A 25818-nucleotide genomic window follows, 5' to 3' on the forward strand; every position below is an offset into this window, starting at 1 on the left:
GTTAAAGCGGCAAACACCATCCGGCGCTAAAGGATCGGTACTCACAAAGGCCGATCCATGCTGCGCAAACTTCTCATCTTCAGTGTCTTTGCCGGCACATCGGCGTCGATCCCGGTTGTCTACCAGTCAAATCCGCAGGTCTTCGAAAACCTTCTGAGATCGGCGGTTACGGCCAAGCCCGACGCCGAGGCTCAGGCCCAGCCGGACATCAACCTGGCATCGGTGCCCGACAAGCCGGTGGCGCCGCAGCCGGCCGGCCGCAAGGTCGTCGTCGCGGCGGACGAGCGCGGACACTTTTCATCGACCTTCAAGCTCAACGGCCGTCAGGTCGATGGCATGATCGACACCGGCGCGACACTGGTCGCGGTCAATACCTCGACGGCGCGCAGGATCGGGCTGTCGCTCAATCCGTCCGATTTCAGCCGTGAGGTCAGCACCGCCAACGGCACCATCAAGGCGGCCGTGGTGATGATCGATCGGCTGCAGATAGGCAGCATCACCGTCAATGACGTGCAGGCCATCGTGCTCGACGACAAGGCGCTGCACACCAACCTGATCGGCATGAGCTTCCTCAACAGGCTTGGCAAATACCAGGCCGAGAACGGCACCTTGCTGCTCGCCCAATAGGAAGGGTTTGGCCCGGTCAACCGCGCGCCAGAATCCGCCGCATGACGGTTTTATCCGCCGGTGGTTTCGAAGCCCCAATGGTGTAGGCGGAAAGCACGGTTGCGGCGGCGGCCTCGGCATCGGATGGCGAGCGGGCATGCACCAGCGCCAGCGGCTCGCCAGCCCCCACCTCGGCGCCGATGGGCAGCAGCCTGGTGATGCCGACCGCCGGATCGATCTTGTCGTCCGGCCGCGTGCGCCCGCCGCCCAGGCCAACCACCGCCAGGCCGATATCGCGGGTGGCGATGCCGGTGACGAAGCCGTCGGTCGTTGCCTTGACCGCAAATTCGGTTGCCGCCTCAGCCAGGTATTTTTCCGGTCTCTCGATGAAATCGGCGGGGCCGCCGAGCACCGAAACCATGCGCGCGAAGGTGGCGGCGGCGCGGCCGCTGACAAGCGTCTCCGTGGCGCGCCGCATGCCATCCTGGTTGGATGATACCAGTCCCGCCGACTGCAGCATTTCGGCCGCCAGCGCCAGCGTCACATCCTCCAGCCGCCGGTCGCGAAAACGGCCGGTCAGGAAATCGACGGCGTTGCGCACCTCGACGGCATTGCCGGCGGCGGACGCCAGCGGTTCGTTCATGCCGGTGATCAACGCCGAGACCTTCAATCCCGCGCCGCTGGCGACCTCGACCAGACTGTTGGCGAGCGCTGTCGCGTCGCGCGACTTCTCCATGAAGGCGCCGTTGCCGACCTTGACGTCGAGCACCAGCGAGCCGAGGCCGGCGGCCAGCTTCTTCGACAGGATCGAGGCGGTGATCAGCGGCACCGATTCCACGGTTCCGGTGACGTCGCGGATGGCGTAAAGCCGGCGGTCCGCCGGCGCGAGATCGGCGGTCTGGCCGATGATGGCGCAACCCGTTTCCAGCACCGCCTTGCGAAACAGCGCGATATCGGGCTGGCTGGCATAGCCGGGGATGGCATCCATCTTGTCCAGTGTGCCGCCTGTATGGCCGAGGCCACGGCCCGAGATCATCGGTACATAGGCGCCGCAGGCGGCAACGATCGGCGCCAGCATCAGCGAGACATTGTCGCCGACGCCGCCCGTCGAATGCTTGTCGGTGACGGGACCCGGCAGATCCGACCAGTCGAGCACGTCGCCGGAATCGCGCATGGCCAGTGTCAACGCCACGGCCTCGTCGCGGTTCATGCCGTTGAAGAACACCGCCATGGCGAAAGCCGCGACCTGGCCATCGGTGACGGCGCCCGACGTGACGCCGTCGATGAAGGCAGCGATCTCACGAGCCGGCAGCCTCTGGCCGTCGCGCTTGTGGCGGATGATTTCCTGCGGAAGCATCAGGTCTCCAGCAGTCCGTCGCGGAACACACGCTGCAGGACCGTCGCCAGCCGCGACCCGCCGACCGGCGCCATGTCCTTAGTCTCCTGGTGCGAAAGCTCGGCTCCGGTCATGCCTGCCGCCAGGTTGGTGATGACCGAGCAGGCGGCGACGCGCAGGCCAAGGAAACGGGCGAGGATGACCTCCGGCACGGTCGACATGCCGACGGCGTTGGCGCCCATGATGCGCGCCATGCGGATCTCGGCCGGCGTTTCGAAGCACGGGCCGGAAAACCACATATAGACGCCCTTGTGCAGCGCCGTGCCGGTTGCCTTCGCGGCCTGTTCAATCGCTTTGCGGATGCCGGCATCATAGGCTTCGGTGAGACCGACGAAGCGGCGGTCGCTCGGCTCGCCGATCAGCGGATTGGTGCCGGAGAAGTTGATATGGTCCGATATCAGCATGATCGAGCCCGGCAGCATCTCGGGATCGACCGAGCCGGCGGCGTTGGTGAGGATCAATTTGGTGATGCCGATGCCGGCAAGCACCTCCAGCACCGGCCGCATTGCCGCGGCGTTGCCATGCTCGTAATAGTGAGCACGGCCGGACAGCATCAGCACCGGCGTGCCGGCAAACAGCCCCGCCACCACTTCGCCGGCATGGCCGCTGACGCCGCTTCTGGGGAAGCCGGGCAGGTCGGCATAGGAGACGCGGATCGGGTTCTCGATCCGGTCGACCAAGCCGCCGAGGCCCGACCCCAGCACCAGCGCCGTGGTCGGTGCCAAGCCGTCCAGCTTTTCGATAAGACGATCCACGGCCTTTTCGGTCATTCCAGCCTGCCCTTCATTGGAGCCGATTCTTCACTTGAGAATATCGCCGCGAAAACCGTAGGGCAGCATGTCGCCCATGGTCACGGTCTCGGCGACGCCGGTATTGTCGCAGAGGTAGAGCTTGGTTTCCGGCCGGCAAAATTCGGCCAGCCGCTGGCGGCAGCCGCCGCAAGGCGAGCATTTGGCCATGCGCTCGGCAAGGACGGCGATTTCGACGATCTTGCCGCCGCCGCCCATGATGTAGTGGCCAAGCGCGGTGGTCTCGGCGCACCAGCCTTCGGGATAGGAGGCGACCTCGATGTTGGCGCCGGTGAAGACGCGCCCGTCCTCGGTGCGCAAGGCAGCACCCACCGGAAACTTCGAGTAGGGCGCATAGGCTTTGGCCATGGCGGCCCTGGCCGCCTCGAACAGATCATGCGACATTTTAGTACTTCTCTCCCATGATCTTGTTCAAAAAGCTGGTGCCGATTTCGACCGCTGCGATTCCCCGCTGGTGCGGTCTCAGCGTTCCTTGACATAGGGCACGCCGCCGGCGCGCGGCGGGATCGCCTTGCCGATGAAGCCGGCAAGCAGGATGACGGTGAGGATATAGGGCAGGGCCTGCATGAACTGCACCGGCACCTTGCCGATCAAGGGCAGCGGTGATCCCTGCAGGCGGATTGCCGCCGCGTCGAGGAAGCCAAACAGAAGGCAAGCGAACATGGCGTTGACCGGCTTCCATTTGGCGAAGATCAGCGCGGCCAGCGCGATGTAGCCCTTGCCGGCGGTCATGTCCTTCACGAAGCCGCCATTCTGCACCATCGACAGATAAGCGCCGGCGACGCCGGTGAGGATGCCGGTGCAGATCAGCGCGCGGTAGCGCAGCCAGGCGACCGAGATGCCGGCGGTGTCGACGGCAGCCGGGTTTTCGCCGACGGCGCGCAGCCTGAGGCCGAAGCGGGTGCGAAACAGCACCCACCAGGTGAACGGCACCATCAGGAAGGCGAGATAGACCAGAATCGAATGGCCGGAGATCAGTTCCGCGTAGATTGGGCCGATGATCGGCACGCCGCGAACCGCCTCGGCGCCGGGCCAGATGATCGCGTCGAACCGCTCGCCAGGTCCGAGTGCCGGCGTGCGCCCGCCTTGCTGGAACCAGGCCTGGCCGAGGATGATGGTCGATCCGGCGGCGATGAAATTGATAGCCACGCCGGAGACGATCTGGTTGCCGCGGTGTGTAATCGAGGCGAAGCCGTGCACCAGCGCGAAGGCGACCGAGATCAGGATGGCCATGCCGAGGCCGAGAAGGGCCGAATGGAACACGGAAGCGGCGGCGGCGCCGGCGAAAGCGCCGACCAGCATCTTGCCCTCGAGCCCGATGTCGAAGATGCCGGCACGCTCGGAATAAAGGCCGGCGAGGCAGGCCAGCAGCAGCGGCACCGACAGGCGGATGGTCGAGTCAAGTATCTGCACGATGGCGATAAAGACATCCATCTCAGGCACCCTTTCCCTTGACCGCTTCCATCCCGACCGATCCCGGACTGAACGAGGCGAACAGCGCCTGGATGTATGGCCTGAACATGTGCTCCAGCGCGCCAGCGAACAGGATCACCAACCCCTGGATGATGACGATCATGTCGCGGCTGATCGCAGGCATCTCGAACGCGAGTTCGGCGCCGCCCTGATAGAGCATGCCGAACAGGATCGCCGCCAGCACGATGCCGACCGGATGCAGGCGCCCCATCAGCGCCACGGCGATGCCGACGAAGCCGGCGCCGGAAACGAAGTCGATCGCAACGTTGTGCTGGTCGCCCATCACCGGATTGAGCGCCATCATGCCGGCGAGCGCGCCCGAGATCATCATGGCGGTGATGATGATGCGGGTCTCCGAAATGCCGGCATAGCGCGCCGCCTTCGGGCTGTGGCCATAGGTGCGCATTTCGTAGCCGAGCTTGGTACGCCAGATCAGCAGCCAGACCAGGAAGGCCATGACCAGCGCCAGCAGGAAGGTGACGTTGAGCGGTGCCGAGCGGATCTTGGCGCCGAACAGTTCGATGATCCAGTTGAGCTTCGGCAATTCGGCGCCGGCGAGGAAGTTGCGCGTCTGCGGGGCCTGCGAAGCGGCCGGCTTCAAGGGGCCGACCAGCAGGTAGACCATGATGGAGGCGGCGATGAAGTTGAACATGATGGTGGTGATGACGATGTGGGACCCGCGCCTGGCCTGCAGATAGGCGGGAATCAGCGCCCACAACGCGCCCACAAGCGCCGAAGCGACGATCGCCAGCGGAAATGTCAGCCACCACGGGAACACGCTGTCCAAGGGGAGGCAGACAATGGCGATGCCGAGGCCGGCGATATAGGCCTGCCCCTCGGTGCCGATGTTGAACAGGCCGCAATGCGCCGCCACCGCAACCGAAAGCCCGGTGAAGATGAATGTGGTGGCATAGAAGAGGGTGAAGGCGATGCCTGTTCCCTTGCCGAAGGCGCCCTCGACCAGGATGATTGCGGCGCGGAACGGATTTTCGCCGACCAGAAGCACGACGAAGCCGGCGACGATGAAAGCCACCGCAAGGTTGATCAGCGGGATCAGCCCATAGTCGGCCCAGGCCGGCAGTTTGGCATAAGGCGTGCTCATTCCGCAGCCTCCTGGCGCTCGACGCCGGCCATCAGCAGGCCGAGCTCGCCTTCGGTCGCCTCTGGGCCGCGCTCGCCAACGATGCGGCCGGCAAACATCACCAGGATGCGGTCGGAGAGCGAACGGATCTCGTCGAGCTCGACCGACACCACCAGCACTGCCTTGCCCTGGTCGCGCATGGCGATCAGGCGCTTGTGGATGAATTCGATGGCGCCGACATCGACGCCGCGCGTCGGCTGGCCGACGATCAGCACACCGGGGTCCTGTTCCATCTCCCGCGCGAGCACGATCTTCTGCTGGTTGCCGCCGGAGAAATTGGCGGTCTTCAGGCGCGGATTGCCGGGGCGGATGTCATATTTCTCGATCTTGTCCTTGGCATCGGCGATGATGGCCTCAATGTTGAGCAGCGGCCCTTTGAGATAGCGCGGGTCGTCGTGATAGCCGAGGATCGAATTCTCGTTCTCCTCGAAGGCCAGCACCAGCCCGACATGGTGGCGATCCTCCGGCACATGGGCCAAGCCCCGGTCGCGCAGTTCGCCCGGATCGGCGGCACCCGTCAGGTCGATCGGCGTGCCGTCGAGCATGACAGAGCCTGAAACGGCGCGCCTGATGCCGGAAATCGCCTCGAGCAGTTCGGATTGTCCGTTGCCGGCGACGCCGGCGATGCCGACGATCTCGCCGGCGCGCACGTCGAAGGAGATGTCGTCGACCATGGTGACGCCGCGGGAATCCTTGACCGTCAGGTTCTTGACCGCGAGCTTGACGCCGCCGGCTTCCGCCTCGCCCTTTTCCACCCGGAGCAGCACGCGCCGCCCCACCATCAGTTCGGCCAGTTCCCCGACGGTGGTTTTCTTGGTCTCGCGGGTCGCCACCATCGTGCCCTGGCGCATCACCGACACGGTGTCGGTGATGGCCATGATCTCGCGCAGCTTGTGGGTGATCAGCACCACCGTCTTGCCCTGTTCCTTCAACTGCTTGAGGATACGGAAGAGATGGTCGGCCTCGGCCGGCGTGAGCACGCCCGTCGGTTCGTCGAGGATCAGGATATCGGCGCCGCGATAAAGCGCCTTGAGGATTTCGACACGCTGCTGCAGGCCGACCGGCAGTTCCTCGATGATGGCGTCGGGATCGACTTCGAGCCCGTATTCGCGCTCGAGCCGCTCCAGTTCGGAACGCGCCTTGGCGATGCTGCTCTTCAGCAAGGCATTGGTTTCGGCGCCGAGGATGATGTTTTCTAGCACCGAGAAATTGTCGACCAGCATGAAATGCTGGTGCACCATGCCGATGCCGAGCGCGATCGCATCGTTGGGCGTCTTGATCGATGCCAGCTTGCCGCCAACGTGGATCTCGCCGCTGTCGGCCTGGTAGAAGCCATAGAGGATCGACATCAGCGTCGATTTGCCGGCGCCGTTTTCGCCGACGATGCCGTGGATGGTGCCGCGCGCGATCTCCAGGTTGATGTCGCGGTTGGCGCGTACGGCGCCAAAGCTCTTGTTGATGCCAATCAGTTCGATCGCGGCTTGCGCCATGCAGCCAGTCCCACTCTTATTTTTTTATCGCTTGGTCAAAATGCCTAGCATGACGCTCCGCCCATGCCAATCGGCCGGAGCGGCGTCCACTCTCGGCAAATCCCGGTGCGCTTGTCAATTTCCAACGTGTCCCTGGCCTTCATATTCGCTAATATGACGAGCCGAAATCAGCATCTTGATGAAAGCCAGGGATTGCCAATGACCATGCCCGCCGACCGGCTGACGACGCTGGAAATTCGCGCCGCCGAGCAGGAGAAGACCATCGAGGAATTGTCAGGCCAGATTGCCGAGCAGTGGAAGGTGATCGAGCGCATGCAGCGCAAGCTCGACGCGTTGACCGACCGTTTCCTGGCGCTGGAGGAGCAGTCCGCTCCCGACGTGCCGGTGACCAAGCCGCCACATTGGTGAGGAAAAAGGGGAGGGCGCAATCATGAGCGACCGCATCGCAAGGGCCGGTGACTATGTGCTTGGCCTTATGAACGACGCGGAGCGCGAACGGGCCGAGCGCGATCTGGAAATCGACCCCGCCTTCCGCGACGCGGTGGTGCAGCTTGCCGAACGCATGCATATGTTCGACCGCGCCGAAAAGCCAGGTGGCGCCAATCATTGGGCGCTGGTGACGCAACGCATCGCCGAACTGCCGCAGATGCGTGTGGTCGGCCAGGACAGGGCGAAGCCGACGCCGGTGATCAGCAAGCTGGAGCACCGTCCCCATGGCGTCGGCGTGCATTCGCTTGGCGGCCGGCGCGGGGCCATCATCGCCATCGTGCTGATCGCGGTTTTCGCGCTTGGCTATCTGGCTGGGCTTTGGTCGACGGGTAGCGCGCTTCGGCCCTGACCTGCGAGCCAATCAAATAAGATTCTTGCGAACAAGGACCCGCAACGCCGGAACTGCCATCTCCCCCCATGCGGGAGAAATGGCCGGCAGGCCAGAGGGGGGGTGTGAAGGATCGCCAACCTGAATGACTTCTGAATAACGGTGAATTGGCTGTTAGGCCGAGGGACAGCACCCCCCTCTGCCTTGCCAGGCATCTCCCCCGCAAGGGGGGAGATCGGATATCGCCGAGACCTTCGCCAATCTTCAGCGTCCTTCGAGATCCCTCCAAAAAACAAAACCGCCGGGCTTTCACCCGGCGGTTCGAAACCTGGTGCCTACCGATCAATAGGGGCAGGCGTTGTCGGCGGTGTAGTCGTGCACTTCGAGCTTGCCGGCGATGATGTCGGCCTTGGCCTTTTCGACCGCCGCCTTCATCTCGTCGGTCACCAGCGCCTTGTTGTTGTCGTCCAGGGCGTAGTCGACGCCGCCTTCCTTGAGGCCGAGATTTTGCAAGCCACCCTTGAAGGTGCCGTTCTTGCCGTCCATGAAGGCGGTGTAGACGGCAACGTCGACGCGCTTCATCATCGAGGTCAGCACTTTGCCTGGCTGCAGGCCGTTCTGGTTGGAATCGACGCCGATGCCCAGCTTGCCGGCATCCGCCGCCGCCTGCAGCACGCCGACGCCGGTACCGCCGGCCGCGGCGTAGACCACGTCGGAGCCTTGGTCGATCTGCGTCTTGGCGATCTCGCCGCCCTTGGCCGGGTCGTTCCAGGCCGCCGGCGTGTCACCGGTCATGTTCTGGATGACGTCGGTCGCTCCCGCCGACTTGGCGCCGCCGACATAGCCGCATTCGAACTTGCGGATCAGCGGGATGTCCATGCCGCCGATAAAGCTGACCTTCTTGGTCTTCGAGGCCATCGCCGCCAGGATGCCGACGAGATAGGAGCCTTCATTCTCCTTGAAGACAAGCGAGCGGACATTGGGCAGATCGACGGCATCGTCGATGATGGCGAAGTTGAGGTCAGGATATTCCTTGGCGACCACCTTGAGCGCGTCCTCCCAGGCAAAGCCGGCCATGACGATCGGGTTGCGGCCGTCCTCGGCGAAGCGGCGCAGCGCTTGTTCGCGCTGCGAGGCGTTGGAGACCTCGAACTCGACATAGGCGGTTCCGGTCTCGGTCTTGAATTTCTCGGCGCCGTGATAGGCTGCCTCATTGAAGGATTTGTCGAACTTGCCGCCGAGGTCATAAAGGATGGCCGGCTGCACATCCGCGGCGAAAGCCGGAAGAACCATTGCGGTTGCGGCCAGGAGGCCGAGAACGATACGTTTCATGTGATCCACACCCTGTCGGTTATTTTTTCCGTTACGCACCGCTTGCCTGCCCGGTTCACCGGCAGGCATGCGACGTCAGCCAGGAGTGTATTCCCCTCCCGCTCCCGGGCAATCTGGCACGGCCCGAAACAAAATTCACGTGGAATTTTGACCTTTTGGAAAAGCATGCCCCGGCCAAGCCGCGCCGCAGTCCGATCCTTGCGCGCAAGCCGTCAGGAGGTGGCCCGTCGCTGGGCAGGGAGCAGCAAATCGATCAGTTGGCGGCGAACTGCCCCGTGCGCCGCTGCCGCCTGTAGCCGATGGCGTAAAGCAGGAAGGCCAGCACCGCGAACACCGCAAATCCCGGCTGGTTGAGCACCCAGGCGATGGCGCCGTCCCACAGCAACGGACCGGCCTTGGCGCGGACGAAGGTTTCGAAGGCCGCCCGCGTGTCCGGCGAGACGGCCAGCCAGCTTGCGTTGAGCGGGGTCAGCACAAGCGCCGAGGCCGCCACCGTGCGTGTCGCGTCGAGCACCGCCATGATGACGGAAACCGACAGCGCGACCATGGCAGCAAGCCGAAAGACGAAACGAAACATCAAGCTCTCCCCCGGCCGATGCTGGACGCTTTCCAAGGGATCGCCGGCACGTGTCCCGAAACGACAAATAGAGTGGGTGTGACTGGTCCGCAATCACGATACGCGAATTTGAGGGCTTGCGCGTTCTCTCCCCATGCGATGCGGCTGGCCCTATGCGACCGGCCCCTGTACGGCTGGCCTGCGCCTGCGCCGGTGAACGAGCCAGACAGCGAGAATGCCGCCGACGATGGCGCCGACCACTAGTCCGGCCAGACCGATGAACGCCGCGAAATATCCGCAGCCGCCCTCGAAGCAGCTTACTTCGGCGACATCGGCAATCACCGAGCCGGCGAAAAAACCGCCGAGGGCGCCGATGACGGCGCCGAGGATGATGCCGAGCAAGGCTGCGACAATGGAAACGAAGACCGACGGCGCTTCGGTCTCCGGCTTGGCGTAGACGGTTTCGGCGCCGGAGCCACGGCGCAGCAGGTAGATGCAAAGCAGGCCGATGGCGATCTCGGCGCCGGTGATGGCCAGGTTCTCGGCGGAGAAAACGAAGCTCGGCGAGGCAAGCACATAGGCTTGCCTCGCCAGCGACCAGATGATGGTGACGGCCTGCCAGATGATGAAGTGGCGCGGGAAGCGCGCTGAGCGGCTAAAGGCGAGGCCGAGCAGGTAAAGCCCCCACAGGATCGTGACGACGTCGACGATGAGCCCGCCGATGAGGAAATAGAAGATGTCGTCCGGCAGGCCGGAATTCCCGAACAGCCACCAGGATGACGCCAGACCGTAGACCGACCACGCCATGACGAAGATGAGCCATGCTACCGGGACGAAGGACAATCCGCTATCTGGGCCGTTGCGCGGACTATTGCCTGGGCGCCCGGACGGCGCCTTGCCATTGTCCGGCGCATTGCCCGGAATTCCACTTCTTGACGTCATGTCCGGCCGGTGCCCCCGCAAAGCCTCCCGGTCACTCGACAGTTCGTTCGAGGCGAAGTCAAGCACGGCCGCCTCCGCGGTCCTGGCTGTGCACATCATTCGGGTGGCGGCGCTTCAAAAGCGGCTCTGCCGGCGGCCCGCGAAATCCCATGTCGCCGGCAAAGCGAATAGACTGCCGTTATGGCTTGGCATTCGGCGCGGGATCGACTAGATGAGCCCCGCGCCTGTTGCTTCGACGGCTCAGGTGCAGGGGAAGGACGTCCGCTGGTTGGGCGGCGTCCATGGCGCGGAAGTTCCGCATCGCAGCCCCAAGGGAGATGCATCTCCCCAACCCGCGCGGCGAAACCGGCCGGCGCGACATGCAAGGACGGAGAGGTGGCCGAGTGGTTGAAGGCGCACGCCTGGAAAGTGTGTTTACGGGAGACCGTAACGCGGGTTCGAATCCCGCTCTCTCCGCCATTTTCGGATGGTCAGGTAAATAACTAATATTGCAGCATTAATTGTTTGGCCCTGCTTGGCGGTGCGCCCCAACTGGGTGCCCTAAGATTCGCTTACGCCACGTTGATAATTTAGCTATCGTCAGAACGGGAATTGGAGTTGGGTGGTGAGATGCCAGGATTATCGAAGCGGTGGGCGGGGGCCCTATTCGGAACCAATACAGGTAACGTCTACTGTGAGTTGAAGGGCGATGACGCCAACTTCAATATACGGCTCCGCGTGATGGACCAGTTGTTCGGCTTGGCGCTCTACGAGGGCGATGGAAGCTTTGATGGATCGGCCTTCCGCTTCACGGCAAAGCCCATACAGGCCGAACCAAACGTCAAGACGGCCCCGATCCGGGCGAACGGGGAACTGAATTCAAAAGGATCAATTGTTGGCGACTGGGAGTCCGATCTTGGCACAGCGGGAACATTTCTCCTTCATCCGCATGACTCGGTCAGCATTGGCGAAACTGCAAATGAGCTTACGGAAACGCTTCACACCGAGAACAGGTCTCTCGGTGCCATTCGCTTATTCCGGTCCGATTTCCAGGAACTGGTGGCAGCCATTCGCAAAGACTTCAAAGTCGGTCAGCTGTTCATAACATTCAACGACAGGAAAACCCGACGAACTATGCCCGTCGAGCAGTTCATTGAGGCCAGCAAAAATCTTCCGACAATCGACTATCTGCGCATGAACATCCAAGAAAAGGAAACTCCCAATCTAAATCGCATGGCCGTGGTGGAATTGGATTCAAAAGGTGAAAGCGCGATTCTTGTTCAGGGCGGTCAGGAATCTTGGGTGCGCGGTGAGGCCGATTTTCTGAAGTCTGTGGTTGACCGCGGCCTAACGAGAACGATCACCTCAATCAAAAAATTTGGGCTGAACGTCAATGGATTGATACTGCTTGTTTCGATCGCCGCCCTGCCAGAGCTAACATTCGGCAGGCGCGTTGCATTTCTGGCGATCCTTCTTGCCATCATGGTGGCCATAATGCAGCTGCATAAGGCCTTTGTGAGCAATGCGAAGATTTTTATGAATGAAGAGCGACCGCGAACGCTGCGCATTTACTCGGAGCAGGCGATATCGGTTGTAATCGCTACGGCTGCCGGCACACTCGCGGCGGCCGCCTATGGCGCTTTGAGCGGAAAGCTTGCACTCGCCTTGGGGGCCGTGGCTGGGTTCTTCACAGCGAACCCGTGAGCGTCCATGCCGGAAGCTCCTTGGCCCGAACGCATTGCGAGGAGTTCTTAGGAACTCGCAGGAGACGGGTAAAGGCCTCTCATTGGGCCACAGTTACAATCAATTAGAATTGCCTAATTTTGGATTGCGGCGGTGCCCAACCCACCGCCAAGGTCGGCGCGGGCTTTCAGGCAATGCCGCGCCGACCGGCGCTTTCACTTTCGGGGCTCGTTGGCATGCCATTGCCCGTGCCCGCCGAACCCGTGTGAGCTATGTCATAGTCTGTTTCAGTCCACCCGATATCTTGATTGGCATAGTTGCATGTTTCGCCACATCGGGAGGAAAGCAGTGCCTGGTCCCCAGCGCAACGTTGATGGTTATCTGGCCAGTTATGGAGGCCCTCTGGCAACGCGTATTGAAGTGATTGAGGCCGACGGTGAGTGGTTGGTGCGAATTGTTGAACATGACGAGGAGCGCACCTACTCTTTCACGTTGAAATCTTTCGCTCTGGCCTTTGCCGAAGGCCAGAGGATTCACGCAAAGCCTCCCACGGTCGTGCGGCTCGAGCGCAACCCATCGCTCCTATTCGCACATGCCCGGTTCACAGCGGTGAACGATCGATTCTAGGATGCCGCGAGACGTGGGTCGGGTCGCGGACCTAGCCGCCCGACATCGGTGTTTGGCGCTGCCTTCCGCCTTTTGCCTGCTATCATTCTGTCGCCGGACGGGACAGTGATCGCCACGTCCTGCTTATCCCGCTGATCCGCCATTGATGCCGGCGGTCCCACGGGGCCAGCCACGCTGCCGCCCCGAAAACCTTTATGAAATTCCTATTTCTTTCCGCTTCGCCCCGTCTCGAACCTTTATGGCGATCGGGTCCATATTCCATCTCGAGCAAAAACGTCGAACGCCCTCACCAATCGAGGTGTGGCGCGCCGTATCACGTATTTCCACCTGCTTCGAGTGGGCGAAACGTAGAAAAGCGAAAGCAAGGAATAAACGCGATGGATATCGTTGTTCTCGGATTAGGGATTTTGTTTTTCGTTCTTTCCTTCGCCTACATCAAAGCCTGCGACATTCTTTAACGCGAGGACGAAACGATGCTTGTCGACTACATTCTTGGTGGCGGCGTGACGCTGTTCCTGCTCGTTTACCTGACATACGCCCTCGTTCGTCCAGAACGCTTCTGAAGGCCGAAGACCATGACTCTCAACGGATGGCTACAGATCCTCGTCTACTGCGGGATCGTCGTTTTGCTGGTGAAGCCGCTCGGTGGCTACATGTACCGCGTCTTCAATGGCGACCGGACATTCCTGTCGCCGGTTCTGGGTCCGGTCGAACGCGGGCTCTATCGCATTTCGGGAACCAGTGAGCGCGAGGAACAGCATTGGACCGCCTATGCGGCGGGCATCCTGTTCTTCAGCGTCGCCAGCTTCCTGGTGCTTTATGTCCTGCAGCGGCTCCAGGGTGTGCTTCCCTACAATCCGGCCGGCATGGCGTCCGTCGACGCCAACCTCGCCTTCAACACCGCCGCCAGCTTCGTCACCAACACCAACTGGCAGAACTATGGCGGCGAGAGCACGATGTCCTACCTCGTGCAGATGGCCGGCCTCACCGTGCAGAACTTCATGTCGGCCGCCGTCGGTGTCTCGATCGCCGTCGCGCTGATCCGCGGCTTTGCCCGTGCCTCGGCAAAATCGATCGGCAATTTCTGGGTCGATATGACCCGCTGCACGCTCTACATCCTCCTGCCGCTCTGCATCGTGCTGACGCTGGTCTATGTCTGGCTCGGCATACCGCAGACGCTCGGTCCGTACGTCGACGCCACCACGCTGGAAGGCGCCAAGCAGACCCTCGCGCTCGGCCCGGTCGCCTCGCAGGTGGCCATCAAGATGCTCGGCACCAATGGCGGCGGGTTCTTCAATGCCAATGCCGCGCATCCGTTCGAAAATCCCGACGCCATCTCCAACCTGATCCAGATGGTGACGATCTTCGCGCTGGGTGCGGCGCTGACCAACGTCTTCGGCCGCATGGTCGGCAACCAGCGCCAGGGCTGGGCGATCCTGGCCACGATGGGCGTGCTGTTCATCGCCGGCGTCGCCATCTGCTACTGGGCGGAGGCATCCGGCAATCCGCTGGTCCATGCGCTCGGCATCGACGGCGGCAACATGGAAGGCAAGGAGAGCCGCTTCGGCATTGCCCTCTCGGCACTGTTCGCGGTCATCACCACGGCAGCCTCGTGCGGCGCCGTCAACGCCATGCATGACAGCTTCACCGCGCTCGGCGGGCTGATCCCGATGGTCAACATGCAACTCGGCGAGGTCATCGTCGGCGGCGTCGGCGCCGGTTTCTACGGCATGATGATGTTCATCGTCCTCGCCGTCTTCGTCGCCGGCCTGATGGTCGGCCGCACGCCGGAATATCTCGGCAAGAAGATCGAGGCCAAGGAAGTCAAGATGGCGATGCTGGCCATACTGTGCCTGCCGCTGGCCATGCTGATCTTCACGGCAATCGCCGTGGTGCTGCCGACGGGTGTCGCGTCCATGGCCAATGGCGGGCCGCACGGCTTCTCCGAGGTGCTCTACGCCTACACCTCGGCGGCGGCGAACAATGGCTCGGCCTTTGGCGGCCTCAGCGGCAACACGCCCTGGTACAACATCACGCTCGGCATCACCATGCTGATGGGCCGCTTCCTGGTCATCATCCCGGCGCTCGCCATCGCCGGCTCGCTGGTGGCGAAGAAGACGGTCCCGGCCTCGGCCGGCACCTTCCCGACAGATGGCCCGCTGTTCGTCGGCCTGCTGGTCGGCGTCATCCTGATCGTCGCCGGCCTGACCTTCTTCCCGGCACTGGCGATCGGACCGATCGTCGAACACCTGGCCATGATCCATGGGCAGACATTCTGAGACGGCTCAGCTTTGGATCAAAACCATGTCCTGGCTCAACATCATGTCCTGGTTCAACATCATGCGACGGAAGAGCCGGCCCCGGGCCGGAAACGAGGGGGAGCCAACTCCCCCTCCCTTCCCGACCATCTCCACATTCCTGGGCCTTGCGGCAGTCATGATCGTGATCTGGCTGCTGGTCTATGGCCCGCCCTTTTCGGCATCCGAGCGATCGGTGCCCGCCAACAACATCGATACTGGAGCCAACAAATGAGCCAGTCCAAATCCGCCAGCATCATGGATGCCGGCATCCTATGGCCCGCTGTCGGCGGAGCCTTCAGGAAGCTGAACCCGCGTACCCTGATCAGGAACCCGGTCATGTTCGTCGTCGCCGTCGTCTCGGCGCTGACGACCGTCCTGTTCGCCAAGGACCTGATCACCGGCGGCGGCGATTCCAAATTCACGCTGCAGATCATCATCTGGCTGTGGTTCACCGTGCTGTTCGCCAATTTCGCCGAGGCCGTCGCCGAAGGCCGCGGCAAGGCGCAGGCCGATTCGCTGCGCAAGGCGCGCACCGAAACCCAGGCCAAGCTTCTGACCGGTGAGGACCGCACGAAATACAAACTGGTGCCCGGCACCAGCCTGAAGGTCGGGGATGCCGTGCTGGTCGAGGCCGGCGACATCATCCCGTCGGACGGCGAGGTGGTGGAAGGTGTCGCCTCGGTGAACGAGGCGGCGATAACAGGCGAATCCGCGCCGGTCATCCGTGAATCCGGCGGCGACCGTTCTGCGGTCACCGGCGGCACGCAGGTGCTGTCCGACTGGATCCGCGTGCGCATCACGGCGGCATCGGGCCATACTTTCCTCGACCGCATGATCTCGCTGGTCGAGGGCGCCGAGCGCCAGAAGACGCCGAACGAGATCGCGCTCAACATCCTGCTGGTCGGCATGACGCTGATCTTCGTGCTGGCCACGGCCACCATCCCGAGCTTCGCCTCCTATTCGGGCGGCTACATCCCGGTGACCGTCCTGGTTGCCCTGTTCGTCACTCTGATCCCGACCACGATCGGCGCGCTGCTGTCGGCCATCGGCATCGCCGGAATGGATCGCCTGGTGCGATTCAACGTGCTGGCAATGTCCGGCCGCGCCGTCGAGGCAGCGGGCGACGTCGACACGCTGCTGCTCGACAAGACCGGTACGATCACGCTCGGCAATCGCCAGGCGACGCAATTTCGGCCGGTCAAGGGTGTCACCGAGCAGGAACTGGCCGACGCGGCGCAGCTCGCCTCGCTCGCCGACGAAACGCCGGAAGGCCGCTCGATCGTGGTGCTGGCCAAGGAGAAATACGCCATTCGCGCCCGCGACATGGCAACGCTGCACGCCACCTTCGTGCCCTTCACCGCGCAGACACGTATGAGCGGCGTCGACATCGACGGTTCGTCGGTGCGCAAGGGTGCCGTCGATTCGGTGCTCGCCCATGTCAACCAGTCGGCATCGGCCGCCCATGGCGTGCGCCCGAGCAGTGACTCCATCCGCGACCTCCAGGCCATTGCCGACGAGGTCGCCAAGTCCGGCGGCACGCCGCTGGCGGTGGAACGCGACGGGCGCCTGCTCGGTGTCGTTCACCTCAAGGATATCGTCAAGGGCGGCATCAGCGAACGGTTCACAGAACTGCGCCGCATGGGCATCCGAACGGTGATGATCACCGGCGACAATCCGATGACGGCCGCTGCGATCGCCGCGGAGGCCGGCGTCGACGACTTCCTGGCCCAGGCGACGCCCGAGGACAAGCTGAAGCTGATCCGCGACGAACAGGCCAAGGGCAAGCTGGTCGCCATGTGCGGCGACGGCACCAACGATGCGCCCGCTCTTGCCCAGGCCGATGTCGGCGTGGCCATGAACACCGGCACCGTCGCGGCCCGCGAGGCCGGCAACATGATCGATCTCGACAGCGATCCGACCAAGCTGATCGAGATCGTCGAGATCGGCAAGGCGCTGTTGATGACGCGCGGCTCGCTGACGACGTTTTCGATCGCCAACGACGTCGCCAAGTACTTCGCCATCATCCCAGCGATGTTCGCCGTCTTCTATGTCGCGCCGGGACAGACGACCGGGCCGCTGCAGGCACTCAACATCATGCATCTGGGGACGCCGCAGAGCGCCATCCTGTCGGCGATCATCTTCAACGCGCTGATCATCATCGCGCTGATCCCGCTGTCGCTGAAAGGCGTCAAGTATCGTGCCATCGGCGCCGGTGCGCTGCTCAGCCGCAACCTTTTGGTCTACGGCCTCGGCGGCATCATCGTCCCCTTCGTCGGCATCAAGGCGATCGACATGATCGTCACCGCCCTTGGCCTCGCTTAACTCTTCGTTTTAACGCAATTCCTGCGGGAAACCGCTTCACACTTTTCCTGGAATTGCTTTGAGGAAAATTTCCATGCTCTCCCAGATAAGACCCGCGATCATCATGATCGTCTTCTTCACGGTGCTGACCGGCCTGATCTATCCCCTGGGCATGACCGGCATCGCGCAGGCGCTGTTCCCGCGCCAGGCCAATGGCAGCCTGATCGAAAAGGACGGCAAGGTCATCGGCTCCGGCCTGATCGGCCAAGGCTTTGCCAGCGACAAGTATTTCCATGGCCGGCCTTCGGCGGCCGGCAGCAGCGGCTACGACGCAACCGCCTCCGGCGGCAGCAATCTCGGCCCGACCAATCCGAAGCTGATCGATCGCATCAAGGGCGATGCCGAAAAGCTGAAGGCGGAGAATCCGAACCAGCCGGTCCCGATGGACCTGGTGACGACGTCCGGCAGCGGCCTCGATCCCGCCATCAGCCCCGAGGCCGCCTACTTCCAGGTCGCCACGGTGGCGAAGGCCCGGGGCATCGACGAGGCCAAGGTCAAGGCGCTCGTCGACAGCCACATCGATGGCCGCGAACTCGGCTTCCTCGGTGAGCCGGTCGTCAATGTGCTGGCGCTCAACCTCGCACTCGACGATGCGAAATGACGAAGGGATGACCGGGGATCGACAGTACCCCTGGCGCCGTCCATGATCGAAGCTGATGCCGGACGACCGAAGCAACGAATCCAGACCTTCTCCCGACGCACTGCTCGATCATGCCGAGCGGGAAGGTCGCGGTCGTTTGCGGATATTCCTCGGTGCGGCACCAGGTGTCGGCAAGACCTATGAAATGCTGATGTCGGGCCGTGCCCGCCTGGCCGACGGCGCGGACGTGGTGATCGGCGTCGTCGAGACGCATGGCCGCAAGGAGACGATGGCCCTGGTCGAGGGTTATGAGGTCATTCCCCGCCGCAAGGTCGACTACAAGGGCCGCATCCTCGACGAGATGGATATAGACGCCATCCTCGCCCGGCGTCCGGCGCTGGTTCTCGTCGACGAACTCGCCCACACCAACGCGCCCGGCAGCCGCCATCCCAAGCGCTATCTCGACGTCCAGGAAATCCTGACGCAAGGCATCGACGTCTACACGACGCTCAACATCCAGCATGTCGAAAGCCTGAACGATGTCGTCGCCCAGATCACCAAGGTCAGGGTGCGCGAGACGGTTCCCGATTCCATCATCGACCAGGCCGACGACGTCGAGATCATCGACCTCACGCCCGACGACCTGATCAAGCGGCTCGAGGAAGGCAAGGTCTATTTCCCCAACACCGCCCAGCGCGCGATCGAGAACTATTTCTCGCCGGGCAATCTGACCGCGCTTAGGGAACTGGCGCTGCGCCGCACGGCGCAGCGCGTCGACGACCAGTTGCTGATCCATATGCAGGCCCACGCCATTCCGGGGCCGTGGGCCGCGGGCGAGCGGGTGCTCGTCTGCGTCGACGCGCGTCCGGGCGGGGCGGCCCGCATTCGCTATGCGCGCCGGCTGGCCGACCGGCTGCGCGCGCCGTGGACGGCGCTGCATGTGGATACGCCTCGTTCGGCCGCCATGTCCGAGGAGGACAAGGACCGGCTCGCGGCATTGCTGCGCCTTGCCGAACAGCTCGGCGCCGAGGTGACGACCATTCCCGGCCAGAACGTCGCTCAGGACATCGTGCGGCATGCGACGGCCAACAATTTCACCCACATCGTGGTCGGCCGGCCGACCCGGTCGCGCTGGCGCGAATTGATCGAAGGTTCGCTCACCTATGATCTCATCCGCAATGCCGGCGACATCAGCGTCCATGTCATTTCGGGAACCGAGCGCAACACCGAGGCGACGTCGAGAAGCGTCAAGGCGGCGGACGAGCAGTGGCAGTTCCAGATCTGGCCTTATCTCAGCGCCACGGGTTTTGTCGCCGGTTCGCTCGCCTTCGCCGTCCTGCTCGATCAGTTTCTCGACGTTCGCAATCTGGCGATCATCTTTCTCATCGGGGTGCTGACGTCGGCGGTGACCGGCGGCCTCTGGCCGGCCCTGTATGCCTGTCTCGCCAGCGCCGTCGCCTTCAACTATTTCTTCCTGGAGCCGCGTTACACGCTGACGATCCGGGATCCGGAGAGCATCGTCGCGCTCGGCGTGTTCCTGGTCGTGGCCGTCATCGCCAGCAATCTGACGGCGCGCGTGCAACGCCAGGCGGTCGCCGCCCGCTCGCGGGCGCGGGCCACGGAGGACATCTACCTTTTTTCCAAGAAGCTTGCCGGTGCCGGCACGCTCGACGACGTTCTGTGGGCCACCGCCTTCCAGATCGCCTCGATGCTGAAGCTGCGCGTGGTGCTGCTTTTGCCGGAAGATGGAACGATCACCGTCAAGGCCGGCTATCCGCCCGACGACACGCTGGCCGAGGCCGACATCGCCGCCGCCCGCTGGGCCTGGGAGCACAACCGCGCGGCAGGACGCGGCGCCGACACGCTCCCCGGCGCCAAGCGCCTCTATCTGCCCCTGCGGACAGGGCGCACCGCGATCGGCGTCGTCGGCCTCGACAACGACAAGCAGGGTCCGCTGCTGACGCCAGAGCAGCAGCGCCTGCTCGACGCGCTGGCCGACCAGGCGGCGGTCGCCATCGAACGTATTCAGTTGGTCGCCGACGTCGACCGTGCCAAGCTCGCCGCCGAGGCGGACAGGCTGCGTTCGGCGCTGCTCACTTCGATCTCGCATGATCTGAAAACGCCGCTCGCCGCCATCATGGGTGCGGCCGGCACGCTGCGGGAATTCGCACCGGCATTGCCGGAACAGGATCGGGCGGAGCTGCTGTCGACCGTGCTCGACGAATCCGAGCGGTTGAACCGCTTCATCGCCAATCTGCTCGACATGACCAAGATCGAGTCCGGGGCGATGGAGCCCAACTACGCTTTCCACTATGTCGGCGATATCGTCGGCTCGGCCCTGCAGAGGGCGAGGAAGATCATCGCCGAGCACAAGACCGAGATCGACATCTCCCGGGATCTGCCGATGTTGAAGGTCGATCCCGTCCTGTTCGAGCAGGCGCTGTTCAATCTCCTCGACAATGCGGCGAAATACGCCCCACCCGGCTCGACGATCCGCGTGCAGGGCTGGACCGACAATGGTTCCGTCATCCTGCAGGTCATGGATGAAGGGCCGGGCATTCCGCCCGGAGACGTGGAACGGATTTTCGACACCTTCTACCGGGTGCGCAAGCGCGACCAGGTCCGCGCCGGCACCGGGCTCGGCCTGTCGATCTGCCGTGGTTTCATCGAAGCGATGGGCGGCACGATCACAGCCGCGAACCGAACCGACCGTCCGGGCGCGGTTTTCACCATCAGCATGCCGAAGCCGGCGATCCCGCCCGACCTCGACACCTCCACTACCGACGATGTGGGTGACTTGGCATGACAAACTCGACCGTCAGGATACTGGTCGTGGATGACGAGCCGCCGATCCGCAAGCTGCTGCGGGTAGGGCTCGGCAGCCAGGGCTATGCCATCAGCGAGGCGCCGAGCGCCAAGGCGGCGATCGAATTGATGGAGACGGAAAAGCCTGATCTCGTCCTGCTCGACCTCGGCCTGCCGGGCATGAGCGGCCATGAACTGCTGCGCAAATGGCGTGACGACGGCCTCGACATTCCCGTCGTCATCCTCTCCAGCCGCACCGACGAGGCCGGCATCGTTAACGCGCTCGAACTCGGCGCCGACGACTATGTCACCAAGCCGTTCGGCATGAACGAGCTGGTCGCCCGCATCCGCGTGGCGCTGCGCCACAAATTCCAGCAGCAGGGCGAGAGGCCGGTTTTCCAGACCGGCGACCTCAGCGTCGACCTGGTCAAGCGCGTCGTCAAGGTCGAGGGCAAGGAGGTGAAGCTCTCGCCGAAGGAATACGAGATCCTGCGCATGCTGGTGCAGCATGCCGGCAAGGTGCTGACCCACCATTTCCTGTTGAAGCAGGTCTGGGGCGATTCGACCGACGTGCAGTATCTCAGGGTCTATGTCCGGCAACTCAGGCAGAAGATCGAGAAGACCCCCGACCAGCCACGCTATATCACCACGGAGACCGGCGTCGGCTATCGCCTGCGCGAGGTCGAGTAGGCGAGAGCCGTCACTTAACCGATTGCTTCCTGCTGCAGTCGGTTCGGGGTCGATGATGCCCGCAAGGCGGCCAGGCAGCCGAGAATTCCAAGCGGCACGAAGGCCAGGAACAGCCAGCTCGCGACATTGGCGGCCGCGTCGTGGTTCAACCCTTGCGAAAAACCGCTGGCATTGGCGACGATGCCGGCAAGGGCGGCACCCACGGCATAGCCGATGCGCTGCATGGTCGGCACCGCTGCCGAGGCAATTGTCTGCTCCTCATCCGGGGCGGAGGCAACGATGACGCGGGTCAGGAACGGCCAGGCGATGCCGAAGCCGCCGCCCTGCAACAGGGCGCAGACCAGGATCAGCGGGATAGAGCCCAGCGGTATCGTATAGGCAAAGCCGGCGATGCCGGCGGCGATCATCAGCGCGCCGCAGACGATGATCAGCCGCTCGCGGCGCGGTGGCGCGTTGGCGACGAGGATCGACAGGATCGACCAGGCGATCGATTCGGCGGCGATGATATAACCGGTGGTCAGCAGCGGGATGTCGTGCAGGCTGGTCAACAGCAGCGGCCCGTAGACGCCGAAGGAGCAGGTCGCCACCGAGAAGGCGGCGACCATGGTCATGCCGGCGCCTACCGGCGTGCGCCACGAGAACAGCCGCGCCGGGAACAGCCGGGACCGCGGCTTCAGCGCGTCGATGCAGAAGAACAGCGCCAGGCCGCCGAGACCGAGGGCGATCAGCAGCGAAGAGCGCAGCAAGGCGATGTCGACGCCGGCAGAGGCGATCAGCACCACGGCCACGGCAAGGCAGGCGAGGGCGGCGAACGGGAAGGGCGGCGCCTTGCCCTTGCTCGTGGTGGGTCTCGTCGCCTCGGGCGTGTCGAGCACGATGAAGCTTGCCAACGCCATGGCCGTGCCGCCGACGGTGAAGACGCCGAATGCCCAGCGCCATGAGAGAAGCTCGGTCATGATCGCGCCGAGCAACGGGCCGCTGAAGGCCGCGACGCCCCAGATCGCGGACATGATGCCGAAAAGCTGCGGCCAGATGGCACGCGAAAACAACCGCTCGACCGAGACGAAGGCCAGCGACACCAGCGCGCCGCCGCCAAGCCCCTCGATCAGGCGGCCGGCGAGGAACAGCTGCATGGAAGGCGAGGTGGCGCAGATCAATGCTCCGGCCGCGTAGAGCAGGGCGGCGACCCCCATGTTGGTGCGCAGCGCCACATAACTCACCAGCCGTCCGGCCGCGGCACCGGCGACGATGGCGCCGAGCTCGTAGATCGCCAGCGACCAGCCGACGAGCTGCACGCCGGCCAGTTCACCGACCATGGCGGGCATGACGGTCGCCACCATCGTCTCATTGGTCGCGTGCAGCAGGATGCCGAGGCTGATGAAGCAGAAGCGCGCCAGGTCGCCGCTCGCCCACAATGCGCGCCAGTCGACCCTGTTTATACCGATTTCAGTCATCTCTACCCCGGCCTTGCATAGCTCGATGACGGCGCTGGGCACCAGAAGCCAGAAAGGGTTTCCGGCAGGACCATGCGTGTCGGCAACGCCGGATCGCGCGTCAGACCGGGGCGCTGTTCCGGTCGGGCAGGCTTGTAAAACCTCAACCGCGATTGAGCTCAAGCGAAATTTTCGAGATGTTTGCGGCCGGCGGCCGGCGGTTCAATTCTCGGTGCTGCGCAGCTGGAACTGGCTGACGCCGATGGCCAGATTGATGCCGGTCTGGGTCTGCAGGCTGAGCGGCTGGAGGGTGAAGGCCTGCGACGAACCGCCAACCAGCAGATTGGCGCCGGCGCCGACGGCCGCCGTCACCTCGGCACTGGCGCCAATATAGTCGCCCGCCAGCGCACCCGGCGCGTAGATGTTCTTCAGCGGCGTCAGCACCAACCATCGCATCACCGCTTGCTTCGTCGTGCCGATGTCGAGGCCGTATTTGTTGACGGCGCCGAAATAAGCTTCCGGCGCGAAGGTCTTGTCGGAGGGGGTGAAGGTGCAGCTCAAATCCTTGGTCGAGCCGAAAATGAAGCCGGTGCCGCCTGATATGGCGCATTCAAGCGCGCCGAGTTCGATGCCACGGTCCTGGGCTCGTGCCGCACCGGCAAGCGCGGTTGCAATCACGGCAGCGGCGATGGCTGTCTTCGGCATTCTGTTCCCCTCAAAAATGAAACGGCGCGGAACCATCCTATCTGGTTCCGCGCCGCGAAGTGAGGGGTCGTGGAGCCCATGGCTCCATGCATTCATTTGAGCGAGTGGATCAGCTCGAGCGACGTCACGGCGACGGCAAGATTGACGCCGGTCTGCGCCTGGACGCTGAGCGGCTCGAGCATGAAGGCGCTGTCGAAGCCACCAACCAGCAGATTGGCGCCACCGCCGGTCACGACGCTGGCCTCGGCGTTGACGCCGTAATAGCTGCCGGCGAGGTCGCCCGCGTCACGGTCTCGTGTCGCGGCAAAAACGGCCCAGACCAACTGGCCCTGATGAGTCTTTCCGAGATCGACGCCAAGCTTGGAGATGACGCCTGTGTAAACCTCGGACGGTCCATGATGGTGGGGCCGGAAGACGCAGGACACGCCCTTGTTGGACGTCACGATATAACCAGTGCCGCCATCGATGGTGCAGTCGAGCGTGCCGAGCTGCAGCTTGCCGGCGCTGGCCGGTGCGGCAGCGAACGCGGTCATGGCGAGAGCGGCGGCGCAGGCGAGTTTCTTGATCATGGGAGGGTCCTTTCGCGATTGCTTCCAAGTAACGGCTTTGATGGCCAGACCGTTCCGCTGAAAACTTGGCGCGAACAAGGCAAGGGTTGACGGGTTGCAGCGGGGGTTAACGCGCGGTTGCCGGATTGCCGGCGAAAGCCAGAGCAGCGTGTCCTTTTGGACACGCTAACGATCTGGAATGTTTAGCGGATCTGGCGAAACCGATGTCAGCTGACGCGGGCGAGGCCGTCCTTGGCCGGCTGATAGGTCGGGTTGAGGCGGACGGCTTCCTTGTAGGATTTCGCGGCCTTCGCCTTGTCGCCGCGCCGCTCGTAGATCAGCGCCTGGTTGGCCCAGGCCTCGGCGTTCTTGCCGTCAAGCTTGATGGCCATGTTGAAGTCGGAGAAGGCATTGTCCTCGTCGCCTGTCGCCAGATAGGAAAGGCCACGGCCGTTGTACGGTTCGGCTGCGTCCGGCGCCAGCGAGATGGCAGTCGAGAAATCCTCGATGGCGAATTTGTGCTGGCCCTGGCTCTGATAGATCAGGCCGCGATTGTGATAGGCGCGGGCATCGGTGGTGTCGAGCTGGATCGCCTTCTGGAAGTCGTTGAAGGCATCCTGGGTGCGGCCCGCCTTGCGGTAGAGATTGCCGCGGCCGATATAGGCGGCGTCATAGTTGCCGTTGATCTGGATCGAGCGGTTGTAGTCCGCAAGCGCGGCTTCCTGATTGCCGAGGAAGCGCTGGATGAGCGCCCGGTTCGAATAGGCCTGGTAGAAATTCGGGTTGAGCTGGATGGCCTGGTTGAAATCCTTGAGCGCCGCCTGGTATTGGCCGCCACGGCCATAGGCCGAGCCGCGCACATTGTAGCCTTCGGGATCCTGGGGATTGCGCTGGATCACCGCCGACAGCGAGGAGATGTTCTCGCTCGACCCTTGCGCCTTGTCGATGTTGTTGAACTCGCCGGTCGGACCCGATGTCTGGCAGCCGGCAAGCACCAGTCCGGAAAGCAGGGCCGCTGTCAGGGCAAAACCACGCAATGCGGTCCCGCGCTCCACGCTCGTTGCGTTCATGTCTGCCCTGTCCTCACTTGCGCCGCGTCATTCAGGCCCGGATCCCCCCTCCGGGCCGGTCACATCAAAATAAAAAGGTGGCGGCGATTCCACATCGCGCCACCTTGGTATCCTTCGAAAAGGACGAAATATTGGCGTTAATCAGCGCGGCGGACGCGCTGCACCGGCAGCACCGCCGGCAGCCACCGGACGCGGCGTCATCGGCAGCAGCCCTTCGCGCTGTGCGCGCTTGCGGGCCAGCTTGCGGGCGCGGCGAACGGCCTCGGCCTTTTCACGGGCGCGCTTCTCGGAAGGCTTCTCGTAGTGACCGCGCATCTTCATTTCGCGGAAAATGCCTTCGCGCTGCATCTTCTTCTTGAGCGCGCGAAGCGCCTGATCAACGTTGTTGTCGCGGACGAGTACCTGCACGGGCAATCCTGTCTTTCGGGTTTGATATCAACAGGCAAGCAGCCATAGCCACTAGCCTCCGCGGCGC

26 protein-coding genes and 1 tRNA gene are annotated in these 25818 nt (G+C 63.5%); 13 read left to right on the forward strand and 14 right to left on the reverse strand.

The features are described 5' to 3' along the window. The first annotated feature begins 57 nt into the window (after positions 1 to 57). Positions 58 to 627: a TIGR02281 family clan AA aspartic protease gene (locus tag LB568_RS11900; protein WP_013893038.1), complete on the forward strand. Its 570-nt coding sequence runs from the start codon at positions 58 to 60 to the stop codon at positions 625 to 627. Positions 628 to 643: 16 nt separating this feature from the next. Here LB568_RS11900 and deoA read toward each other — a convergent pair whose 3' ends face one another. The 6 genes from deoA to LB568_RS11930 all read right to left on the reverse strand — a co-directional run bounded on the left by deoA (position 644) and on the right by LB568_RS11930 (position 6915). Next, a complete protein-coding gene (gene deoA, locus LB568_RS11905; protein ID WP_224730213.1) occupies positions 644 to 1963 on the reverse strand; it encodes a thymidine phosphorylase in 1320 nt (439 codons plus the stop codon). After that, a complete protein-coding gene (locus LB568_RS11910) occupies positions 1963 to 2772 on the reverse strand; it encodes a purine-nucleoside phosphorylase (protein ID WP_224730214.1) in 810 nt (269 codons plus the stop codon). Before LB568_RS11910 ends, deoA begins: the two co-directional genes overlap by 1 nt. A gap of 30 nt (positions 2773 to 2802) precedes the next feature. Continuing rightward, complete coding sequence (gene cdd, locus LB568_RS11915; protein ID WP_023779295.1) at positions 2803 to 3195, reverse strand: cytidine deaminase; 393 nt, start codon at positions 3193 to 3195, stop codon at positions 2803 to 2805. Positions 3196 to 3273: 78 nt separating this feature from the next. Continuing rightward, positions 3274 to 4245, reverse strand: coding sequence for an ABC transporter permease (locus tag LB568_RS11920; RefSeq protein ID WP_013893042.1), 972 nt, complete (start codon positions 4243 to 4245; stop codon positions 3274 to 3276). A 1-nt stretch (position 4246) separates the two neighbouring features. Further along, positions 4247 to 5386, reverse strand: a complete 1140-nt coding sequence (locus tag LB568_RS11925; RefSeq protein ID WP_023779296.1) for an ABC transporter permease — start codon at positions 5384 to 5386, stop codon at positions 4247 to 4249. Next, positions 5383 to 6915: an ABC transporter ATP-binding protein gene (locus LB568_RS11930; RefSeq protein ID WP_013893044.1), complete on the reverse strand. Its 1533-nt coding sequence runs from the start codon at positions 6913 to 6915 to the stop codon at positions 5383 to 5385. Before LB568_RS11930 ends, LB568_RS11925 begins: the two co-directional genes overlap by 4 nt. 198 nt (positions 6916 to 7113) lie before the next feature. Between LB568_RS11930 and LB568_RS11935 the strand changes: the two genes are divergently transcribed. Both LB568_RS11935 and LB568_RS11940 read left to right on the forward strand, forming a co-directional pair. After that, complete coding sequence (locus tag LB568_RS11935; protein WP_013893045.1) at positions 7114 to 7323, forward strand: SlyX family protein; 210 nt, start codon at positions 7114 to 7116, stop codon at positions 7321 to 7323. Between the two features lie 22 nt (positions 7324 to 7345). Then, a complete protein-coding gene (locus LB568_RS11940) occupies positions 7346 to 7753 on the forward strand; it encodes a hypothetical protein (protein ID WP_224730215.1) in 408 nt (135 codons plus the stop codon). 321 nt (positions 7754 to 8074) lie between these two features. Here the strand turns inward: LB568_RS11940 and LB568_RS11945 are convergent, their stop codons facing one another. The 3 genes from LB568_RS11945 to LB568_RS11955 all read right to left on the reverse strand — a co-directional run bounded on the left by LB568_RS11945 (position 8075) and on the right by LB568_RS11955 (position 10628). Continuing rightward, positions 8075 to 9064 (reverse strand): BMP family lipoprotein, encoded by a 990-nt coding sequence (locus tag LB568_RS11945; RefSeq protein ID WP_013893047.1) that lies wholly within the window; start codon positions 9062 to 9064, stop codon positions 8075 to 8077. 253 nt (positions 9065 to 9317) lie between these two features. Continuing rightward, positions 9318 to 9641 carry a hypothetical protein gene (locus LB568_RS11950; protein WP_013893048.1) on the reverse strand — a complete coding sequence of 108 codons (324 nt, stop codon included), beginning with the start codon at positions 9639 to 9641 and terminating at the stop codon, positions 9318 to 9320. Between the two features lie 150 nt (positions 9642 to 9791). After that, a complete protein-coding gene (locus LB568_RS11955; RefSeq protein WP_224730216.1) occupies positions 9792 to 10628 on the reverse strand; it encodes a DUF2569 domain-containing protein in 837 nt (278 codons plus the stop codon). A 303-nt stretch (positions 10629 to 10931) separates the two neighbouring features. Between LB568_RS11955 and LB568_RS11960 the strand changes: the two genes are divergently transcribed. The 10 genes from LB568_RS11960 to LB568_RS12005 all read left to right on the forward strand — a co-directional run bounded on the left by LB568_RS11960 (position 10932) and on the right by LB568_RS12005 (position 21587). Beyond that, positions 10932 to 11021: transfer RNA gene (locus tag LB568_RS11960), tRNA-Ser, on the forward strand. Between the two features lie 261 nt (positions 11022 to 11282). Next, complete coding sequence (locus LB568_RS11965) at positions 11283 to 12245, forward strand: hypothetical protein (RefSeq protein ID WP_224730217.1); 963 nt, start codon at positions 11283 to 11285, stop codon at positions 12243 to 12245. A 300-nt stretch (positions 12246 to 12545) separates the two neighbouring features. After that, positions 12546 to 12851 carry a hypothetical protein gene (locus LB568_RS11970; protein WP_224730218.1) on the forward strand — a complete coding sequence of 102 codons (306 nt, stop codon included), beginning with the start codon at positions 12546 to 12548 and terminating at the stop codon, positions 12849 to 12851. Between the two features lie 473 nt (positions 12852 to 13324). Then, positions 13325 to 13414 carry a K(+)-transporting ATPase subunit F gene (locus LB568_RS11975; RefSeq protein WP_023669708.1) on the forward strand — a complete coding sequence of 30 codons (90 nt, stop codon included), beginning with the start codon at positions 13325 to 13327 and terminating at the stop codon, positions 13412 to 13414. Between the two features lie 12 nt (positions 13415 to 13426). Beyond that, complete coding sequence (kdpA, locus tag LB568_RS11980) at positions 13427 to 15130, forward strand: potassium-transporting ATPase subunit KdpA (RefSeq protein WP_224730219.1); 1704 nt, start codon at positions 13427 to 13429, stop codon at positions 15128 to 15130. Positions 15131 to 15155: 25 nt separating this feature from the next. Then, positions 15156 to 15383 carry a hypothetical protein gene (locus LB568_RS11985; protein ID WP_224730220.1) on the forward strand — a complete coding sequence of 76 codons (228 nt, stop codon included), beginning with the start codon at positions 15156 to 15158 and terminating at the stop codon, positions 15381 to 15383. Then, positions 15380 to 17473 carry a potassium-transporting ATPase subunit KdpB gene (gene kdpB / locus LB568_RS11990; RefSeq protein WP_224730221.1) on the forward strand — a complete coding sequence of 698 codons (2094 nt, stop codon included), beginning with the start codon at positions 15380 to 15382 and terminating at the stop codon, positions 17471 to 17473. The genes LB568_RS11985 and kdpB overlap by 4 nt, the downstream gene beginning before the upstream one ends. Positions 17474 to 17546: 73 nt before the next feature. After that, positions 17547 to 18113: a potassium-transporting ATPase subunit KdpC gene (gene kdpC, locus LB568_RS11995; protein WP_224730222.1), complete on the forward strand. Its 567-nt coding sequence runs from the start codon at positions 17547 to 17549 to the stop codon at positions 18111 to 18113. Positions 18114 to 18168: 55 nt separating this feature from the next. Further along, entirely contained in the window at positions 18169 to 20898 is a 2730-nt protein-coding gene (locus LB568_RS12000; RefSeq protein WP_224730223.1) for a sensor histidine kinase, read from the forward strand. Beyond that, entirely contained in the window at positions 20895 to 21587 is a 693-nt protein-coding gene (locus tag LB568_RS12005; RefSeq protein ID WP_140571011.1) for a response regulator transcription factor, read from the forward strand. Before LB568_RS12000 ends, LB568_RS12005 begins: the two co-directional genes overlap by 4 nt. A 14-nt stretch (positions 21588 to 21601) precedes the next feature. On the opposite strand, the gene LB568_RS12010 is transcribed toward LB568_RS12005, so the two are convergent. The 5 genes from LB568_RS12010 to rpsU all read right to left on the reverse strand — a co-directional run bounded on the left by LB568_RS12010 (position 21602) and on the right by rpsU (position 25751). Further along, entirely contained in the window at positions 21602 to 23041 is a 1440-nt protein-coding gene (locus LB568_RS12010) for an MFS transporter (RefSeq protein WP_224730224.1), read from the reverse strand. Between the two features lie 201 nt (positions 23042 to 23242). Further along, entirely contained in the window at positions 23243 to 23725 is a 483-nt protein-coding gene (locus LB568_RS12015) for a DUF992 domain-containing protein (RefSeq protein ID WP_013893058.1), read from the reverse strand. Positions 23726 to 23817: 92 nt separating this feature from the next. After that, entirely contained in the window at positions 23818 to 24294 is a 477-nt protein-coding gene (locus LB568_RS12020) for a DUF992 domain-containing protein (RefSeq protein ID WP_013893059.1), read from the reverse strand. 206 nt (positions 24295 to 24500) lie between these two features. Next, positions 24501 to 25343, reverse strand: a complete 843-nt coding sequence (locus LB568_RS12025) for a tetratricopeptide repeat protein (protein WP_013893060.1) — start codon at positions 25341 to 25343, stop codon at positions 24501 to 24503. A gap of 141 nt (positions 25344 to 25484) precedes the next feature. Beyond that, positions 25485 to 25751, reverse strand: coding sequence for a 30S ribosomal protein S21 (gene rpsU, locus LB568_RS12030; protein ID WP_010911429.1), 267 nt, complete (start codon positions 25749 to 25751; stop codon positions 25485 to 25487). Between the last annotated feature and the right edge of the window lie 67 nt (positions 25752 to 25818).

The sequence above is a fragment of the Mesorhizobium sp. B263B2A genome (genome assembly GCF_020165775.1).
Classification (GTDB): Bacteria; Pseudomonadota; Alphaproteobacteria; order Rhizobiales; family Rhizobiaceae; genus Mesorhizobium; species Mesorhizobium opportunistum.

Bases quoted from the DNA above. Each gene is read 5' to 3' on its own strand.
- LB568_RS11900 (WP_013893038.1), top strand. From the start codon at position 58: ATGCTGCGCAAACTTCTCATCTTCAGTGTCTTTGCCGGCACATCGGCG.
- deoA (WP_224730213.1), bottom strand. From the start codon at position 1,963: ATGCTTCCGCAGGAAATCATCCGCCACAAGCGCGACGGCCAGAGGCTG.
- LB568_RS11910 (WP_224730214.1), bottom strand. From the start codon at position 2,772: ATGACCGAAAAGGCCGTGGATCGTCTTATCGAAAAGCTGGACGGCTTG.
- cdd (WP_023779295.1), bottom strand. From the start codon at position 3,195: ATGTCGCATGATCTGTTCGAGGCGGCCAGGGCCGCCATGGCCAAAGCC.
- LB568_RS11920 (WP_013893042.1), bottom strand. From the start codon at position 4,245: ATGGATGTCTTTATCGCCATCGTGCAGATACTTGACTCGACCATCCGC.
- LB568_RS11925 (WP_023779296.1), bottom strand. From the start codon at position 5,386: ATGAGCACGCCTTATGCCAAACTGCCGGCCTGGGCCGACTATGGGCTG.
- LB568_RS11930 (WP_013893044.1), bottom strand. From the start codon at position 6,915: ATGGCGCAAGCCGCGATCGAACTGATTGGCATCAACAAGAGCTTTGGC.
- LB568_RS11935 (WP_013893045.1), top strand. From the start codon at position 7,114: ATGACCATGCCCGCCGACCGGCTGACGACGCTGGAAATTCGCGCCGCC.
- LB568_RS11940 (WP_224730215.1), top strand. From the start codon at position 7,346: ATGAGCGACCGCATCGCAAGGGCCGGTGACTATGTGCTTGGCCTTATG.
- LB568_RS11945 (WP_013893047.1), bottom strand. From the start codon at position 9,064: ATGAAACGTATCGTTCTCGGCCTCCTGGCCGCAACCGCAATGGTTCTT.
- LB568_RS11950 (WP_013893048.1), bottom strand. From the start codon at position 9,641: ATGTTTCGTTTCGTCTTTCGGCTTGCTGCCATGGTCGCGCTGTCGGTT.
- LB568_RS11965 (WP_224730217.1), top strand. From the start codon at position 11,283: ATGGACCAGTTGTTCGGCTTGGCGCTCTACGAGGGCGATGGAAGCTTT.
- LB568_RS11970 (WP_224730218.1), top strand. From the start codon at position 12,546: ATGTTTCGCCACATCGGGAGGAAAGCAGTGCCTGGTCCCCAGCGCAAC.
- LB568_RS11975 (WP_023669708.1), top strand. From the start codon at position 13,325: ATGCTTGTCGACTACATTCTTGGTGGCGGCGTGACGCTGTTCCTGCTC.
- kdpA (WP_224730219.1), top strand. From the start codon at position 13,427: ATGACTCTCAACGGATGGCTACAGATCCTCGTCTACTGCGGGATCGTC.
- LB568_RS11985 (WP_224730220.1), top strand. From the start codon at position 15,156: ATGTCCTGGCTCAACATCATGTCCTGGTTCAACATCATGCGACGGAAG.
- kdpB (WP_224730221.1), top strand. From the start codon at position 15,380: ATGAGCCAGTCCAAATCCGCCAGCATCATGGATGCCGGCATCCTATGG.
- kdpC (WP_224730222.1), top strand. From the start codon at position 17,547: ATGCTCTCCCAGATAAGACCCGCGATCATCATGATCGTCTTCTTCACG.
- LB568_RS12000 (WP_224730223.1), top strand. From the start codon at position 18,169: ATGCCGGACGACCGAAGCAACGAATCCAGACCTTCTCCCGACGCACTG.
- LB568_RS12005 (WP_140571011.1), top strand. From the start codon at position 20,895: ATGACAAACTCGACCGTCAGGATACTGGTCGTGGATGACGAGCCGCCG.
- LB568_RS12010 (WP_224730224.1), bottom strand. From the start codon at position 23,041: ATGACTGAAATCGGTATAAACAGGGTCGACTGGCGCGCATTGTGGGCG.
- LB568_RS12015 (WP_013893058.1), bottom strand. From the start codon at position 23,725: ATGCCGAAGACAGCCATCGCCGCTGCCGTGATTGCAACCGCGCTTGCC.
- LB568_RS12020 (WP_013893059.1), bottom strand. From the start codon at position 24,294: ATGATCAAGAAACTCGCCTGCGCCGCCGCTCTCGCCATGACCGCGTTC.
- LB568_RS12025 (WP_013893060.1), bottom strand. From the start codon at position 25,343: ATGAACGCAACGAGCGTGGAGCGCGGGACCGCATTGCGTGGTTTTGCC.